This is a genomic window from Atlantibacter sp. MEI4A-1023, from assembly GCF_056155425.1.
In genome coordinates, this window is record NZ_CM149568.1 from 1,582,886 (window position 1) to 1,598,228 (window position 15,343).

Consider the following 15,343-nt stretch of genomic DNA (forward strand, 5'->3'; position numbering starts at 1 on the left):
GAATCGCATGAGCAGTAACTTCAGACGTCATCTGATGAGTCTGTCGTTACTGGTTGGCATAGCGGCCCCCTGGGCCGCTTTTGCTCAGGCGCCAATCAGTAGTGTCGGCTCAGGCTCGGTTGAAGACCGGGTCACGCAACTTGAGCGTATTTCTAACGCTCACAGTCAGCTTTTAACGCAACTCCAGCAGCAACTCTCCGATAACCAGAACGATATTGACTCCCTGCGCGGTCAGATTCAGGAAAGCCAGTATCAGTTGAATCAGGTTGTGGAGCGCCAGAAGCAGCTGTTATTGCAAATCGATAGCCTCAGTAACGGCGGCGCTGCTGCGCAGTCCGGCGATACCAGCGCGCAGAACAACACTGCCGCGCCTTCAGGCGATGGCGCAGCAAACGCGCCAGCCGCCAGCACAGGCGCGCCAGTACAGAGCGGTGACGCGAATACCGACTACAATGCGGCCATCGCACTGGTGCAGGATAAATCGCGCCAGGATGACGCGATTGCGGCATTCCAGAACTTCGTGAAGAAGTACCCGGATTCAACCTACCAGCCGAACGCGAACTATTGGCTGGGGCAGTTGAATTACAATAAGGGTAAGAAAGACGACGCGGCGTATTATTTTGCCTCGGTAGTGAAAAATTACCCGAAATCGCCGAAAGCCTCTGACGCCATGTTCAAAGTGGGTCTGATCATGCAGGACAAAGGCGACAGCGCGAAAGCCAAAGCGGTGTATCAGCAGGTCGTCAGTAAGTATCCCAATACGGATGGCGCGAAACAGGCGCAGAAACGCTTAAGTGCAATGCAATAGTTCAGGGTTCGACCAGAATGCGGTTTTTCTGGTCTCACCGTGTGAAACTTAAGCAGTTAAGTGATCTATATCGAAATTTTTGTTGCGCCTGATTCTGAAATCAGTAATATATGCCGCCGTTGCCGAGGAATATGAAACAAACCCGAGGTGGCAAAAAGTGGGTCGTTAGCTCAGTTGGTAGAGCAGTTGACTTTTAATCAATTGGTCGCAGGTTCGAATCCTGCACGACCCACCAATATCAAGGTGGATAGCAGTAGCAAAACGTGAAGGATAACGTTGCGCAAGCAACGGCCCGCAGGGCGAGGCGAAGCCGAGTCATCCTGCACGACCCACCACTTTACGCATTAATCAGTACCTCAGTGGGTGATTAGCTCAGTTGGTAGAGCATCTCCTTTACACGGAGGGGGTCGGCGGTTCGAGCCCGTCATCACCCACCACTTGGGTCGTTAGCTCAGTTGGTAGAGCAGTTGACTTTTAATCAATTGGTCGCAGGTTCGAATCCTGCACGACCCACCAATATTCAGGTGGATAGCAGTAGTAAAACGTGAAGGATAACGTTGCGTCAGCAACGGCCCGAAGGGCGAGGCGAAGCTGAGTCATCCTGCACGACCCACCAATATAAAGTTTTACCCGCATTCAGATGTGACCCAGTATGGGTCGTTAGCTCAGTTGGTAGAGCAGTTGACTTTTAATCAATTGGTCGCAGGTTCGAATCCTGCACGACCCACCACTCTGAAAATAATCTGCGGCAGCAGTTCCCGAAAGGGTCGTTAGCTCAGTTGGTAGAGCAGTTGACTTTTAATCAATTGGTCGCAGGTTCGAATCCTGCACGACCCACCAATGTAAAAAAGCGCCCTAAAGGCGCTTTTTTGCTATCTGCGATACAGAAGATTCGAACCTGCAGCAGGTTCGGGTCGAACGAAGTGAGACAACGGAGCCGCTTGCGGCGACGGCCCGAAGGGCGAGCGAAGCGAGTCATCCTGCACGACCCACCAGTGCAAAAAAGCGCCCTAAAGGCGCTTTTTTGCTATCTGCAGCAGCGTAAACCGATCAGAAGCGGTAACCTACGCCCACGTTAAAGCCGTTGATTGAGCGGCTGCCTTCCAGGTCGGCATTCGTGCCTTCATAGCCGACGTTAACCGAGAGGTTTTCCACCGGGTTAAAAATCACCCCTGCGCCATAAGCAAATGAGGTGGATTTCTCAGAAATGCCGTCGCGGCCTACGTAACCATCACCGGCATTATGCCAGGTAGTATTGCCTTCCGCTTTTGAACGCGCCACGCCGCCCAGCGCATATAGAGAAACATATTCATTAATGCGGTAAGCCGGGCCGACCAACAGGGAGTAATATTTGGCTTCGACGTGGTTTTGAACATAGTCAGAGGCGAGATAATAATTCTGGTCATCATCGCCTTTCATATAGGTGAAAGATCCCAGGAAGCTTACCGGAGAATCAAATTCATAACGGTACTGAACATTAACGCCACGGATGTTTTTAAAATCTTCTACTTTGCTTTGCGCGTAACCTACTGAAACAGTGTGGTTATCCGCCAGTGCCGCGCCACTTGCCATCCCGCCCGCGAGTAAAATCGCCAGAGATACCTTTTTCATTCTTGTTAATCCTTTTAGTTTTCCGTTCATATTTTTCCCTGGATGAGCCGATCCGTTACTCAGTAAAATATGCCACCTCATCCTGGGCGGCTAAAATTGTTACTTTTATGTTTAAATGTTTAAACACAGAACATTCTTAAAGGACTGGAAATCGCCTTTTCAGGCATCCCCAAATATGGTGGGTAACAAAATAAACCCGTCATCGCTCTGAAAATGGCTGATTTTCATACTGGCGCATTTTCCCCACGACTTTTGCTGCACAATCGGCTATCTTGTTTAGCATATAAAACAATCCTGCCATTTTATGCGGGAATCAGGCTTTGTAACCGCCAAATGGTTCAGCCAGCAAAACGAGATTGCATGATGAGCGTAATGTTTAGACCCGAAGATGCCATTTACCCGTTTCCGCCTAAGCCACGCCCTTTAAGCGGTGACGAAAAGGTTTTCTATAAAGAGAAAATCAAACGCCTGCTAAAAGAGCGCGACGCGGTGATAGTGGCGCATTACTACACCGACCCGGAAATCCAGGCGCTGGCGGAAGAGACTGGCGGCTGCATTTCGGATTCGCTGGAAATGGCGCGCTTTGGGGCAAATCATCAAGCCTCCACATTGCTGGTCGCCGGTGTACGTTTTATGGGAGAAACCGCCAAAATCCTCAGCCCCGAAAAAACTATTCTGATGCCGACACTTCAGGCCGAATGCTCGCTGGATCTTGGCTGTCCGATTGATGAATTTAGCGCGTTCTGCGATGCGCACCCCGATCGCACCGTGGTGGTGTATGCCAATACCTCTGCCGCAGTGAAAGCGCGCGCCGACTGGGTGGTCACGTCCAGTATCGCGGTGGAGTTGATTGAACATCTCGATAGCCTGGGGGAAAAAATCATCTGGGCCCCGGATCGCCATCTCGGCAACTACGTTCAGAAGCAGACCGGCGCAGACGTTCTGTGCTGGCAGGGTGCCTGTATCGTTCACGATGAGTTTAAAACCCAGGCGCTGGCGCGCATGAAAGCACTATATCCGCAGGCTGCGGTGCTGGTTCACCCGGAGTCACCGCAGGCGATTGTCGATATGGCTGATGCGGTGGGCTCAACCAGCCAGCTTATCGCCGCTGCCAAAACGCTGCCGCATCCGCAGCTCATCGTCGCGACCGATCGCGGCATTTTTTACAAAATGCAGCAGGCTTGCCCGGAGAAAGAGTTGCTGGAAGCGCCGACGGCGGGAGAGGGGGCGACCTGTCGTAGTTGCGCCCATTGCCCGTGGATGGCGATGAACGGCCTGCAAGCCATCGCTGAAGGGTTGGAAGCGGGCGGAAGCGCCCATGAGATCCATGTGGATGCCGCGCTGCGGGAAGGGGCATTAGTGCCGCTTAACCGCATGTTGGATTTTGCGGCTACACTTCGTCGTTAATACCGAATAACGAACGTCGCGTAACACACTACGCTCTGGGGAAAATATGGACTTTTTTAGTGTGCAGAATATCCTGGTTCACATTCCAATTGGGACCGGCGGTTATTCTCTGTCATGGATTGAAGCGATTGGCACTATTGCCGGGCTGCTGTGCATCTGGCTGGCGAGTCTGGAAAAAATCATCAACTACTTCTTCGGCCTGATTAACGTCACGCTGTTCGCGGTGATTTTCTTCCAGATCCAGTTGTACGCCAGCCTGCTGCTGCAACTTTTCTTCTTCGTTGCCAACATTTACGGCTGGTATGCCTGGTCACGGCAAACGAATAACAACGAAGCGCTGCTGAAAATCCGCTGGCTGCCAATGCCGAAAGCCATGGGCTGGCTGGCCGCCTGTGTGGTAGCGATTGGTTTGATGACCGTGTATATCGATCCGGTGTTTGGATTCCTGACCCGGGTTGCGGTTTCGATCATGCAGGCGCTGGGCCTGAACGTGATCCAACCGGAACTCCAGCCGGACGCCTTCCCGTTCTGGGATTCCTGCATGATGGTGTTGTCGATTGTTGCGATGATCCTGATGACCCGCAAATACGTCGAAAACTGGCTGCTGTGGGTCATTATCAACGTTATCAGCGTCGTGATTTTCGCGTTACAGGGTGTACTGGCGATGTCGCTGGAATACCTGATCCTGACGTTTATCGCGCTGAATGGCAGCCGGATGTGGATTAAATCGGCCCGCGAGCATGGCTCACGGGCGCTGAATTAATGATGATGGTGATGCGCGTCAGGCGTTGACTGGTAAAGATGGCAATCCGGCCCGTTGCAGGGCTGGTATTCCATCTGCACCGTGGCGTGTTCCACGTGGTATTCATGCTCAAGGAAGTGATGGATGCGGCCTAACAGCGCGTCGTGATCGTGGGGCGGTATCACCTGAACATGCAGCGTCATGACCGGTTTTTCTCCCACCAGCCAGATATGTACATGATGCACGTCGCGTACTTCAGGAATCGAACGGCTAAGGTTGCGCTTCAGCGCTGCGATATCCAGCGCTTTCGGCGCGCCTTCCAGCAGTTCGTTTACGCTCTCCTTCAATAAACGCCACGCGCTGCGCAAAACCAGGCAGGAAACCAGCACCGATAAAATCGGGTCGACAGGCGTCCAGCCGGTCCACAGGATCACCAACGCGGCAATAATCGCGCCCACTGAACCCAGTAAATCCCCCAGTACATGCAGCGCCGCAGCGCGGACGTTCATGTTTTTCTCTTCACTGCCCCGGTGCAGTATCCAGAACGCCATAAGATTGGCAAACAGCCCCGCGACGGCGATGACCATCATCGTTTTCCCGGCGACCGGTTGCGGATGCCAGAAACGTACAAACGCCTCGTACACGATCAGCACGGTGATCAGCACCAGCGCGATAGCATTAATAAACGCGGCAAGCGTCGTCAGGCGCAGCCAACCGAAAGTATGCTGGTTATTCGGTGGACGACGGGCGAAATACACGGCGAGAAAGGCAAACAGCAGCGCGGCGGCATCGGTGAGCATATGTCCGGCATCAGCGAGCAGGGCCAGGGAGCCGGAAATCAAACCGCCGATGACTTCCAGCACCATAAAAGCTGCGGTAACCACAAAGGCGGCCAACAGCCTTTTGCTGTTACCGTTATTTTCGGAAGCGGGTGAATGAGAATGCGAATGTGAGTGGGCCATAGCTACCTGATTTCTTGTTAGCATCCATGAATGATCAGGTTAAGTTACCAAAAATAAAGGAGAGCGGAAGCTCTCCTTTGTCTCATTCACTATTAATTAGTGAGTCGTACCGTCAGTGTTAGGGTTGACGTTGTCGCCACCCTGACCGGTTTCGACTTTGTCGTTGATGTCAGGACATTTACCGTCCTTACACTGGGTATTTTTATGGATCTCATCGGCTGAATTTGGGCCGGTGGACGTGGCACTGTTGGTGTTGCTGGTGTCAGGATGCAGCATGGTGCCGCCTGTGCCAGTACCGGTGGTGCCGGTGCCGGTGCCGGTGCCAGTGCCGGAAGCCCCCATATTGGTGCCGGTGGTCCCTGAGTTGCTCATGTTTTTATTGCCGGTATTGATGTCATTGCTATCAACACCTTTCGGAGCGATATTTTGGTTCGCTTCCGGTGTACCTACTCCTGCGCTGGCAGCGGCGTTGGCCGGGCCGTTATTATCAGTGGAGTTGGCGTTCGTTTCTGCGGCTAGCGCCGCGCCACTGGCTAAAGAGAGCGTTGCGCTAAGAATCAATGCAGTCAGTTTGTTCATCGTCATGCTCCTGTTTTAGTCATCGTGCTGGAAAGTTTTCTTCCAACGTTACGTCAGATTGTGCTGGCAATAATCTGAAGCTAAGTTAAAAAATTTGCAGCTCAGGAATAACTCAGCATGCAATTTCGGAAAAAGGCAAAAACAGAGTGGTTACAAGTAAAAATTGTAGACTCGATCGCGCTTTTCGCTACTTTCTGGCGTTTATTAGGTCATTTCCAGGAATTTTCTGTCCGAAGTGTAAAAGCGCGTTTACACTTCGAACGTGACGAGATAGATTGGAAGGATTGCACTTACTCGAAATTGTTGGGCCCCACTGGAAAGATCATGAATTATCAGAACGACGACTTACGAATCAACACCATCAATGAATTATTACCCCCTGTAGCGCTGTTAGAGAAGTTTCCCGCCTCGGAAAAAGCGGCTGAAACCGTTTCTCAGTCACGCCAGGCCATTCATCAGATCCTGAAAGGCCAGGACGATCGCCTGCTGGTGGTGATTGGTCCGTGCTCGATTCACGATCCTAAAGCCGCAAAAGAATACGCCGCTCGTCTGCTGAACCTGCGCGAAAGCCTTAAAGGCGAGCTGGAAGTGGTCATGCGCGTTTATTTTGAAAAACCGCGTACCACGGTGGGCTGGAAAGGGCTGATTAACGATCCGCATATGGATAACTCTTTCCAGATCAATGACGGCCTACGCATCGCCCGTAAGCTGCTGCTGGACATCAACGACTCAGGCTTACCGGCTGCCGGCGAATTCCTTGACATGATCACCCCGCAATACGTTGCTGATCTGATGAGCTGGGGTGCCATTGGCGCGCGCACCACCGAATCTCAGGTACACCGCGAGCTGGCATCGGGTCTTTCCTGCCCGGTGGGGTTCAAAAACGGCACTGACGGCACCATCAAAGTGGCGATCGACGCCATCAACGCGGCCAGCGCGCCGCACTGTTTCCTGTCTGTGACCAAATGGGGCCACTCGGCGATCGTGAACACCAGCGGTAACGGCGACTGCCACATCATTCTGCGCGGCGGCAAAGAGCCGAACTACAGCGCGGCGCACGTGGCTGAAGTAAAAACCGGCCTGACTAAAGCGGGCTTAACGCCGCAGGTGATGATCGATTTCAGCCATGCCAACTCCAGCAAGCAGTTCCATAAGCAGATGGAAGTGGGTACAGATGTCTGCAATCAGATCGCTAACGGTGAAAAAGCGATTATGGGCGTGATGATTGAAAGCCATCTGGTAGAAGGTAATCAGAGCCTGGAAAGCGGCGAGCCGCTGGTTTATGGCAAGAGCGTGACCGACGCCTGCATCGGCTGGCATGACACCGAAATCCTGCTGAACCAACTGGCCGCAGCGGTGAAAGCGCGTCGCGGTTAAGCGAATCGCGGAAATAAAAAAGGCGTGGTTGCTACCACGCCTTATTTGTATTCAGTAGCGGATTACTTCGCTTTACCCTGATTGGCAACGGCAGCGGCTTTCGCAGCGATCTCGTCAGCGTTACCCAGGTAGTAGTGTTTGATCGGTTTGAAGTTTTCATCGAACTCATACACCAACGGCACGCCGGTCGGGATATTCAGTTCAAGAATTTCGTCTTCGCCCATGTTGTCGAGGTATTTCACCAGCGCGCGCAGGGAGTTGCCGTGTGCCGCGATAATCACGCGCTCACCGCTTTTCAGACGTGGCAGAATGGTTTCGTTCCAGTAGGGAATGACGCGGTCGATGGTCAGCGCCAGGCTTTCGGTCAGCGGCAGCTCTTTCTCGGTCAGTTTCGCGTAACGCGGATCGTGGCCCGGATAACGTTCGTCGTCACGGGTCAGTTCCGGCGGGGTTACCGCAAAGCCGCGACGCCACTGTTTTACCTGCTCGTCGCCGTATTTTTCTGCGGTTTCTGCTTTGTTCAGGCCTTGCAGCGCACCGTAATGACGCTCGTTCAGTTTCCAGGATTTCTCAACCGGCAACCACGCCTGATCCAGCTCATCCAGCACATTCCACAGGGTATGGATGGCACGTTTTAGCACGGAGGTATAAGCAAAATCAAAGCTGAAGCCTTCTTCTTTCAGCAGTTTGCCCGCCGCTTTCGCTTCGCCAACGCCTTTTTCAGACAGGTCAACGTCGTACCAACCGGTGAAGCGGTTTTCGTTGTTCCACTGACTTTCACCGTGACGAACCAGTACCAGCTTAGTTACAGCCATAGATTTACTCCTGGGTTAAATGATAACGATAATCATTATATTGCCGTGTTCGCGACAGCGGCAACGCTAATTCTCTAACATAGCGAAAATAGCGGCGGAGTGTAAGGCGGATGTGACGTCAGGGTTATGATTTTGTCTCGCAAAGAACAGAATATCAGCGATATGGCGAAAAAAAGCCCTCCGGGTTTGGAGGGCTCAGCGGTTATTGCGCCGTGAACTGATAAATCGTGACGCTGCGGTACTCTTCGCCGGGACGCAGAACGCAGTCCGGCTGCGGCCATTCCGGGTGGTTCGGGCTATCCGGCAGGAATTCACTTTCCAGCGCCAGACCTTGCCAGGCGGAATAATTCCCTTGCTCGCGCGCCGGTGTGCCGTCGAGGAAATTCCCGGAATAGAACTGCAAAGCCGGGGCAGTGGTATACACCGTCATTTGCAGCTTTTCATCGCTTGACCAGAGATGCGCCGCTGGCTGGGACAGGTCGCCTTTGGCCTGCAATAAAAACGCGTGATCGTAGCCTTTGACCTGCTGCTGATCGGCATCGCTCATAAACGCCTGGGCGATAACTTTTGGCTGGCGGAAATCAAAGCTGGTCAGCGCGACTTTGGTGAGATCGCGTGTCGGAATGCCCATGCTGTCTACCGGCAGATACGCGTCGGCAAACAGTTGCAGACGATGATTGCGCACATCGCCCTGCGCACCGTCCAGGTTGAAATAGGCGTGATTGGTCAGGTTTACCGGGCAGGGCTTATCCACCGTGGCGCGGTATTCAATCACCAGTTGGTTATCTTGCGTCAGGGTGTAGTGCGCCCAGGCGCGCGCTTCACCAGGGAAACCCTGATCGCCATCCGGGGAGGTGAGGGTATACACCACTTCTGATTCATTCTTGCGCTCGATCAGCCAGCGGCGTTTATCAAAACCTTCCGGCCCGCCGTGCAACTGGTTCTCGCCCTGGCTTGGGGTCAGCGTGACGGTTTCGCCCTCCAGGGTAAAGGTCGATTTGGCTATACGGTTGGCGTAACGGCCAATGCTGGCGCCTAAAAACGCGGTCTGGTTTTGCCACTCTTCCGGGGAAGGGCAGCCCAGCAGGGTTTCACGCACCGTACCGTCGCTCATCGGCACCCGCGCAGACAACAGCGTCGCGCCCCAGTCCATTAATGTCACCACCATTCCCGTGCTGTTGCGCAGGGTGGTGAGCCGATAAGGCAGCCCGTCAGGGGCGAGCGCCGTGGTTTCTCTTAACACTGTCCGGCTCCTTCTGATGCTTTGCACACATAAAAGGTTTCTTTGATGCCTGTTTTCGCTTCGTACTGGTTAGCGACAGCCTCTTTAACCGCCGGGACTAACGCTTCCGGCATTAACGCCACGATGCAGCCACCGAATCCGCCGCCGGTCATACGCACGCCGCCTTCGTCGCCGATCGCCGCTTTAACGATCTCTACCAGGGTATCGATCTGCGGCACGGTGATTTCGAAATCGTCGCGCATCGAGGCGTGGGATTCCGCCATCAGCACGCCCATTCGTTTCAGGTCGCCGCGCGCCAGTGCGTCTGCGGCTTCAACGGTACGGGCGTTTTCGGTCAGTACGTGGCGCACGCGTTTCGCAACAACCGGGTCCAGCTCATTCGCCACCGCGTTAAATTGCTCAATCTTCACATCACGCAGCGCTTTTTGGGTGAAGAAACGCGCGCCGGTTTCGCACTGCTCGCGGCGGGTGTTGTACTCGCTGCCCACCAGAGTGCGTTTGAAATTACTGTTGATGATCACCACCGCCACGCCTTCCGGCATCGGCACCGCTTTGGTGCCCAGAGAACGGCAGTCAATCAGCAGGGCATGATCTTTTTTACCCAGCGCGGAAATCAGCTGATCCATAATGCCGCAGTTACAGCCAACAAACTGGTTTTCCGCTTCCTGGCCGTTAAGGGCAATTTGCGCGCCATCCAGCGGCAGGTGGTAAAGCTGCTGAAACACGGTGCCCACCGCCACTTCCAGCGAAGCCGATGAACTTAAGCCCGCGCCCTGCGGCACGTTGCCGCTGACCACCAGGTCCGCCCCGCCAAAACTGCGGTCGCGCTGCTGCAGGTGTTTCACCACGCCGCGCACATAGTTGGACCACTGTTGAGAGTCATGGCTGAGGATCGGCGCATCCAGAGAAAATTCGTCGATTTGGTTGTCATAATCGGCGGCAATCACCCGCACCGTGCGGTCATCCCGCGCCGCGCAGCTAATCACGGTTTGATAATCAATGGCGCAAGGCAGCACAAAACCGTCGTTATAGTCGGTGTGCTCGCCAATCAGGTTGACGCGCCCTGGTGCCTGAAGGGTATGGGTCGCAGGGTAGCCGAACGCGTCAGCAAACAGAGATTGGGTTTTATCTTTCAGACTCATTATTAAACTCCGGACTCGCGAAAGTGAATGTCGCTTACCGCACGCAGGCGCTCGGCAGCTTGCTCAGCGGTTAAATCACGCTGGGTTTCGGCCAGCATTTCATAGCCCACCATAAATTTACGCACCGTGGCGGAACGCAGCAGCGGCGGGTAGAAATGGGCATGCAACTGCCAGGGCGTGGGGTCGTCTTCGGTAAACGGCGCGCCATGCCACCCCATAGAATAGGGGAAAGAGCACTGGAACAGGTTGTCATAGCGGCTGGTGAGTTTCTTTAGCGCCAGCGCCAGGTCGCGGCGCTGTTCGTCGCTCAGGTCGGTAATACGTGTGACGTGCGCTTTTGGCAGCAGCAGCGTTTCAAACGGCCAGGCCGCCCAGTAAGGTACTACCGCCAGCCAGTGCTCAGTTTCAACCACCGTACGGCTACCGTCCGCCTGTTCACGCTGAACGTAGTCCACCAGCATCGGACGGCCTTGCCCGGCGAAATACTCACGCTGAAGCTTATCTTCCCGCGCCGCTTCGTTCGGTAGGAAGCTATTCGCCCACACCTGGCCATGCGGATGCGGGTTGGAGCAGCCCATCGCTGCGCCTTTGTTCTCAAATACCTGCACCCACGGGTAAGTTTTACCCAGTTCTTCGGTTTGCGCCTGCCAGGTGCTGACCACCTCTTCCAGCGCCGCGACGGTCATTTCCGGCAGCGTTTTGCTGTGATCCGGCGAGAAGCAAATTACCCGGCTGGTGCCGCGCGCGCTTTCCAGCCGCATCAGCGGATCCTGGCTTTCCGGCGCGTCCGGCGTGTCGGTCATCAGCGCCGCAAAATCGTTGGTAAAAACGTATGTGCCAGTGTAATCCGGATTTTTATCGCCTGTGACCCGGACGTTACCGGGGCACAGGAAACAGTCGGGATCGTGGGATGGCAGCAGCGTGCTGGATGGCGTCTCTTGCGCGCCCTGCCACGGGCGCTTGGCGCGGTGCGGCGACACCAAGATCCATTGGCCGCTCAGTGGGTTATAACGACGATGCGGATGATCGACCGGGTTAAACTTTTCCATCTGCATTCCTTAATCTGCATAGCCCTGGGGATGGCGTGACTGCCAGCGCCAGGTATCCTGTGCCATTTCATCCAGCGTGCGCGTCACGCGCCAGTTCAGCTCTTTGTCCGCTTTGCTGGCGTCGGCCCAGTAGGCTGGGAGATCGCCATCACGGCGCGGCGCAAAGTGATAATTCACCGGCTTGCCGCAGGCTTTGCTGAAGGCGTTGACCACGTCCAGCACGCTGCTGCCGACGCCCGCGCCGAGGTTGTAAATATGCACGCCCGGTTTGCCCGCCAGTTGCTGCATCGCGGCGACGTGGCCGTCGGCCAGATCCATCACGTGGATATAATCGCGCACGCCGGTGCCGTCTTCGGTCGGATAGTCGTTGCCGAAAATCGCCAGCGAATCGCGGCGGCCCACCGCCACCTGGGCGATGTACGGCATCAGGTTATTGGGGATGCCCTGTGGATCTTCGCCCATATCCCCTGACGGGTGCGCACCGACCGGGTTGAAGTAGCGCAGCAGCGCGATGCTCCATTGCGGATTGGCTTTCTGAAGGTCGGTAAGAATTTGCTCGACCATCAGCTTGCTCTTGCCATACGGGCTTTGCGGTGTGCCGGTCGGGAAGTTTTCAACATAGGGGATTTTCGGCTGGTCGCCGTACACCGTGGCGGAAGAACTGAAAATGAAATTGGTTACGTTAGCGGCGCGCATGGCGGAAATCAGGCGCAGCGTGCCGTTGACGTTGTTATCGTAATATTCGAGCGGCTTAGCGACGGATTCGCCCACGGCTTTCAGACCGGCAAAATGGATCACGGTATCAATGGCGTGGTCGTGGAGGATTTCGGTCAGCAGGCTTTCATTGCGGATATCCCCTTCGATAAACATTGGCTGTTTGCCGCCCAGGGTTTCAATAACCGGTAACACGCTGCGTTTACTGTTGCAGAGATTATCAAGGATGATGACGTCATGGCCATTTTGCAGCAGTTGCACACAGGTATGACTGCCTATGTAACCGCTACCACCTGTTACTAAAACTCTCATATTTGGCTCCATTACGCTTATGGTATGTGTTAACCATAGCATAACAGACCGCGGTAAACTGTGATATCGGATAAAATAGTGGAATCGTTTACACTAAAATATCACGCGGATTCATTCCGTTAATAAATGATTCTAAAACAGTGGATTAGCCGTTGAAAGATGCGGCTAGTCTGAAAAGGGGGCGTAAAGCCCCCTGTATCGGCTATTTCAGTGCGTCGAATTGATAACGGTAGATTTCACCTTCCGGCATGAAAGTCAGGCGATGGGTAATGCAGTCCGGCGCGTCTTCTGCATGGTGTGAAACAAACAGCAGCTGCGTTGCGCCTTCGCCGATCAGGACATCGACAAAGCGCCTTATCAGCTGGCGGTTGAGCGGGTCCAGCCCCTGTAACGGCTCGTCGAGGATCAGCAACGTGGGGTGCTTGACCAGCGCGCGGGCGATCAGCGCCAGCCGTTGTTGCCCCCAGGAGAGGCTCTGGAATGGCGCATCGGCCACCTTATCGCTGATGCCAAGAATATCCAGCCACTGGCGGGTGAGTTTGTGCTGGCGATCCGACACAGCCTGGTAGATCCCAATCGAATCAAAATAGCCAGACAGGATCACATTGCGCACCGTGGTGCTGACCCGGTAATCAAGATGCAAACTGCTGCTGACATAGCCGATATGCTTTTTGATATCCCAGATGGTTTCGCCGCTGCCGCGACGGCGGCCAAACAGCGTTAAATCATTGCTGTAGCCCTGAGGGTGATCGCCGGTGATCAGGCTCAGCAGGGTGGATTTCCCCGCACCGTTCGGCCCGACGATTTGCCAGTGCTCGCCGGGATTCACCGTCCAGCTCAGCTTATGCAGAATAGGGCGATCGTTATACGACACCACGCCATCGCGCAGGATAATTCGCGGGGCGTCAGGGGCCAGCGTCACCGGCGTGGCCACATCCGGCTCGGGAAGGGTGGTACCCGCCAGTTTTTCGCTGTGCGCCAGTTGGGCGATCAGCGCCTGTTCCAGCAACTGCGCTTTGTTGCCCACTTCTGTCAATATGCAGTCCGCCAGCACCCCGGCGTTTTGCACAAACGCCGGGATCTCATCAAAGCGGTTTAACACCAGCGCCAGGGTATGGCCTTCCTGACTTAACTGGCCCAGCAGTTGGGCAAGCTGTTCCCGGGAGTTCACGTCCAGGCCATCGAAAGGCTCATCGAGGATCAACAGATCGGGCCTGGGCATCAGCGCCTGGCACAACACGGTTTTGCGGGTTTCACCGGTAGAAAGATATTTAAAGCGCCGTTCCAGCAAATGCGTGATGCCGAAGCGTTCCGCGAGCGCCTGGCAGCGGGCAGGATCGTGAACGTCTTCCTGAATGATTTGCGCGGTGGTGCGTCCGGTATCGTCTTCGCCAGGGCCGAGCAAATCGGTGTTATTGCGCTGCCATTCCTCGCTGACCAGCTTTTGTAACTGCTCGAACGACAGCCGCACGATGCGCTGGAAACGGCATTCACGCTGGCCTTTCAGTAGCGGCAACTCGCCGGAGAGCGCCTTTGCCAGCGCCGATTTGCCGCTGCCGTTGGCCCCGACAAACGCCCAGCTTTCGCCAGCGCGTAGTGTGATATCGGCAAGCTGTAGGGTGCGGGTATCGCTAATGCGAAACGTGCCTTGCGAAATTTGCAATACTGACATGTGTTATCCCATTTTTTGCAGCAAATAAGCATCAGGGATACGTTGCGCGCCCGGAATTGTCAACCGGGCATTGTGTTTTAGCAGAGCGTGGCAACGATTAATGAATCGGCATTAAAATAGGCTATCACCTCAGCGCCTTCTTCCGGTTTAAGCTCGGCCACCTGTTGCGCCGTCAGCGTGGCGCATACCCGTTGCCCACCCGCTACAGTCACCACCACTTCACTTTGGTCGTCAGCGTGTTCAACGACGCCGATCGTGCCCGCAAGCTGATTGTCTGCGTTCGCAGCCTGCGCGGGATCGCGGGTAATTTGCACCCAGGGCGCTTTTAGCAGCACCAGCACTTCCCGGCCAGTCTCCAGCCCGAGACGTTGCGCGCTGCGGGCGGTAATCGCCGCGTTCAGACGGGTTACGCCATCCGCCAGCAAAATGGAGAGATGTTCCTGCACCGAATGACCCTCGCGGTGCGTCACGGTGCCGAACCACTGGTTACGGGCGCTGGTTTGCAGTGAAAACCGCGAGATTGCCGCCAGCAGGCTGTCCAGCGGCAGGCTGTCGTCGCTCAGTACATCAAAGGCTTTTTGCTGGATTTGCCCCAGCAGATCGTAGAGCTGGATCAGGCGCTTGCCATACGTTGTCACCACCGCGCCGCCGCCGCCTTTGCCGCCGGTCGCCCGGTCCACCAGCGGTTGGTCGCTGAGCTGGTTCATCTCGTTAATGGCATCCCAGGCGCTCTTATAACTGATGTTGGCGAGCTTCGCGCCCTGGCTAATTGATCCGGTATGTTCTATTTGTTTAAGCAGCGCGATGCGTCGCGGGTCAGCAAACAGGCGTTGCTGGAGTTTAAGAGTAAGAAGAATTTCCGCTTGCATATCCGGCTCCAGGTAAAACGGCTATTGTGACTGAAAGCCCG

Annotated in this window: 14 protein-coding genes, 5 tRNA genes and 1 other RNA gene; 10 read left to right on the forward strand and 10 right to left on the reverse strand. The window is 54.9% G+C overall.

Annotated features, from left to right (window positions below; genetic code table 11):
* Positions 1–7 precede the first annotated feature (7 nt).
* From cpoB to ACVV26_RS07670, 7 genes are all read left to right on the forward strand, one after another.
* A complete protein-coding gene (cpoB, locus tag ACVV26_RS07640) occupies positions 8–808 on the forward strand; it encodes a cell division protein CpoB (RefSeq protein ID WP_312984221.1) in 801 nt (266 codons plus the stop codon).
* Positions 809–967: 159 nt separating this feature from the next.
* Positions 968–1,043 (forward strand) — tRNA-Lys (locus tag ACVV26_RS07645).
* Positions 1,044–1,169: 126 nt separating this feature from the next.
* A tRNA-Val gene (locus ACVV26_RS07650) sits at positions 1,170–1,245 on the forward strand.
* A gap of 3 nt (positions 1,246–1,248) precedes the next feature.
* Positions 1,249–1,324: transfer RNA gene (locus ACVV26_RS07655), tRNA-Lys, on the forward strand.
* Positions 1,325–1,462: 138 nt separating this feature from the next.
* A tRNA-Lys gene (locus ACVV26_RS07660) sits at positions 1,463–1,538 on the forward strand.
* 34 nt (positions 1,539–1,572) lie between these two features.
* A tRNA-Lys gene (locus tag ACVV26_RS07665) sits at positions 1,573–1,648 on the forward strand.
* A 30-nt stretch (positions 1,649–1,678) separates the two neighbouring features.
* Positions 1,679–1,803: non-coding RNA, RtT sRNA (locus ACVV26_RS07670), on the forward strand.
* A 55-nt stretch (positions 1,804–1,858) separates the two neighbouring features.
* On the opposite strand, the gene ACVV26_RS07675 is transcribed toward ACVV26_RS07670, so the two are convergent.
* Positions 1,859–2,419 carry an Ail/Lom family outer membrane beta-barrel protein gene (locus ACVV26_RS07675; protein ID WP_474800807.1) on the reverse strand — a complete coding sequence of 187 codons (561 nt, stop codon included), beginning with the start codon at positions 2,417–2,419 and terminating at the stop codon, positions 1,859–1,861.
* A gap of 363 nt (positions 2,420–2,782) precedes the next feature.
* On the opposite strand from ACVV26_RS07675, the gene nadA reads away from it, so the two are divergent.
* Positions 2,783–3,826 (forward strand): quinolinate synthase NadA, encoded by a 1,044-nt coding sequence (gene nadA, locus ACVV26_RS07680; RefSeq protein WP_474801781.1) that lies wholly within the window; start codon positions 2,783–2,785, stop codon positions 3,824–3,826.
* A 46-nt stretch (positions 3,827–3,872) separates the two neighbouring features.
* Positions 3,873–4,589 carry a nicotinamide riboside transporter PnuC gene (pnuC, locus tag ACVV26_RS07685; RefSeq protein ID WP_474800808.1) on the forward strand — a complete coding sequence of 239 codons (717 nt, stop codon included), beginning with the start codon at positions 3,873–3,875 and terminating at the stop codon, positions 4,587–4,589.
* On the opposite strand, the gene zitB is transcribed toward pnuC, so the two are convergent.
* The gene (gene zitB / locus ACVV26_RS07690; protein WP_474800809.1) at positions 4,586–5,530 is read right to left on the reverse strand and encodes a CDF family zinc transporter ZitB; all 945 of its coding nucleotides are present in this window, start codon (positions 5,528–5,530) and stop codon (positions 4,586–4,588) included. The genes pnuC and zitB overlap by 4 nt on opposite strands.
* Positions 5,531–5,626: 96 nt before the next feature.
* Complete coding sequence (locus ACVV26_RS07695) at positions 5,627–6,115, reverse strand: protein YbgS (RefSeq protein ID WP_474800810.1); 489 nt, start codon at positions 6,113–6,115, stop codon at positions 5,627–5,629.
* Between the two features lie 318 nt (positions 6,116–6,433).
* Here ACVV26_RS07695 and aroG point away from each other — a divergent pair, with 318 nt between their 5' ends.
* The gene (aroG, locus tag ACVV26_RS07700) at positions 6,434–7,486 is read left to right on the forward strand and encodes a 3-deoxy-7-phosphoheptulonate synthase AroG (RefSeq protein ID WP_474800812.1); all 1,053 of its coding nucleotides are present in this window, start codon (positions 6,434–6,436) and stop codon (positions 7,484–7,486) included.
* A 62-nt stretch (positions 7,487–7,548) separates the two neighbouring features.
* On the opposite strand, the gene gpmA is transcribed toward aroG, so the two are convergent.
* From gpmA to modE, 7 genes are all read right to left on the reverse strand, one after another.
* Positions 7,549–8,301, reverse strand: a complete 753-nt coding sequence (gene gpmA / locus ACVV26_RS07705) for a 2,3-diphosphoglycerate-dependent phosphoglycerate mutase (RefSeq protein ID WP_125292487.1) — start codon at positions 8,299–8,301, stop codon at positions 7,549–7,551.
* Positions 8,302–8,503: 202 nt separating this feature from the next.
* Positions 8,504–9,544: a galactose-1-epimerase gene (gene galM, locus ACVV26_RS07710; protein ID WP_474800813.1), complete on the reverse strand. Its 1,041-nt coding sequence runs from the start codon at positions 9,542–9,544 to the stop codon at positions 8,504–8,506.
* Entirely contained in the window at positions 9,538–10,686 is a 1,149-nt protein-coding gene (gene galK / locus ACVV26_RS07715) for a galactokinase (protein WP_474800815.1), read from the reverse strand. Before galK ends, galM begins: the two co-directional genes overlap by 7 nt.
* Positions 10,687–10,688: 2 nt before the next feature.
* Positions 10,689–11,735, reverse strand: a complete 1,047-nt coding sequence (gene galT / locus ACVV26_RS07720; protein ID WP_474800816.1) for a galactose-1-phosphate uridylyltransferase — start codon at positions 11,733–11,735, stop codon at positions 10,689–10,691.
* Positions 11,736–11,744: 9 nt separating this feature from the next.
* Entirely contained in the window at positions 11,745–12,761 is a 1,017-nt protein-coding gene (galE, locus tag ACVV26_RS07725) for a UDP-glucose 4-epimerase GalE (protein WP_474800817.1), read from the reverse strand.
* Positions 12,762–12,963: 202 nt separating this feature from the next.
* Positions 12,964–14,433 (reverse strand): molybdate ABC transporter ATP-binding protein ModF, encoded by a 1,470-nt coding sequence (gene modF, locus ACVV26_RS07730; protein ID WP_474800818.1) that lies wholly within the window; start codon positions 14,431–14,433, stop codon positions 12,964–12,966.
* 77 nt (positions 14,434–14,510) lie between these two features.
* Complete coding sequence (modE, locus tag ACVV26_RS07735) at positions 14,511–15,302, reverse strand: molybdenum-dependent transcriptional regulator (protein WP_474800819.1); 792 nt, start codon at positions 15,300–15,302, stop codon at positions 14,511–14,513.
* Between the last annotated feature and the right edge of the window lie 41 nt (positions 15,303–15,343).

What these genes read in the sequence shown, in the direction of transcription:
- cpoB (WP_312984221.1), top strand. Translation starts at nt 8, where the DNA reads ATGAGCAGTAACTTCAGACGTCATCTGATGAGTCTGTCGTTACTGGTT.
- ACVV26_RS07675 (WP_474800807.1), bottom strand. Translation starts at nt 2,419, where the DNA reads ATGAAAAAGGTATCTCTGGCGATTTTACTCGCGGGCGGGATGGCAAGT.
- nadA (WP_474801781.1), top strand. Translation starts at nt 2,783, where the DNA reads ATGAGCGTAATGTTTAGACCCGAAGATGCCATTTACCCGTTTCCGCCT.
- pnuC (WP_474800808.1), top strand. Translation starts at nt 3,873, where the DNA reads ATGGACTTTTTTAGTGTGCAGAATATCCTGGTTCACATTCCAATTGGG.
- zitB (WP_474800809.1), bottom strand. Translation starts at nt 5,530, where the DNA reads ATGGCCCACTCACATTCGCATTCTCATTCACCCGCTTCCGAAAATAAC.
- ACVV26_RS07695 (WP_474800810.1), bottom strand. Translation starts at nt 6,115, where the DNA reads ATGACGATGAACAAACTGACTGCATTGATTCTTAGCGCAACGCTCTCT.
- aroG (WP_474800812.1), top strand. Translation starts at nt 6,434, where the DNA reads ATGAATTATCAGAACGACGACTTACGAATCAACACCATCAATGAATTA.
- gpmA (WP_125292487.1), bottom strand. Translation starts at nt 8,301, where the DNA reads ATGGCTGTAACTAAGCTGGTACTGGTTCGTCACGGTGAAAGTCAGTGG.
- galK (WP_474800815.1), bottom strand. Translation starts at nt 10,686, where the DNA reads ATGAGTCTGAAAGATAAAACCCAATCTCTGTTTGCTGACGCGTTCGGC.
- galT (WP_474800816.1), bottom strand. Translation starts at nt 11,735, where the DNA reads ATGGAAAAGTTTAACCCGGTCGATCATCCGCATCGTCGTTATAACCCA.
- galE (WP_474800817.1), bottom strand. Translation starts at nt 12,761, where the DNA reads ATGAGAGTTTTAGTAACAGGTGGTAGCGGTTACATAGGCAGTCATACC.
- modF (WP_474800818.1), bottom strand. Translation starts at nt 14,433, where the DNA reads ATGTCAGTATTGCAAATTTCGCAAGGCACGTTTCGCATTAGCGATACC.
- modE (WP_474800819.1), bottom strand. Translation starts at nt 15,302, where the DNA reads ATGCAAGCGGAAATTCTTCTTACTCTTAAACTCCAGCAACGCCTGTTT.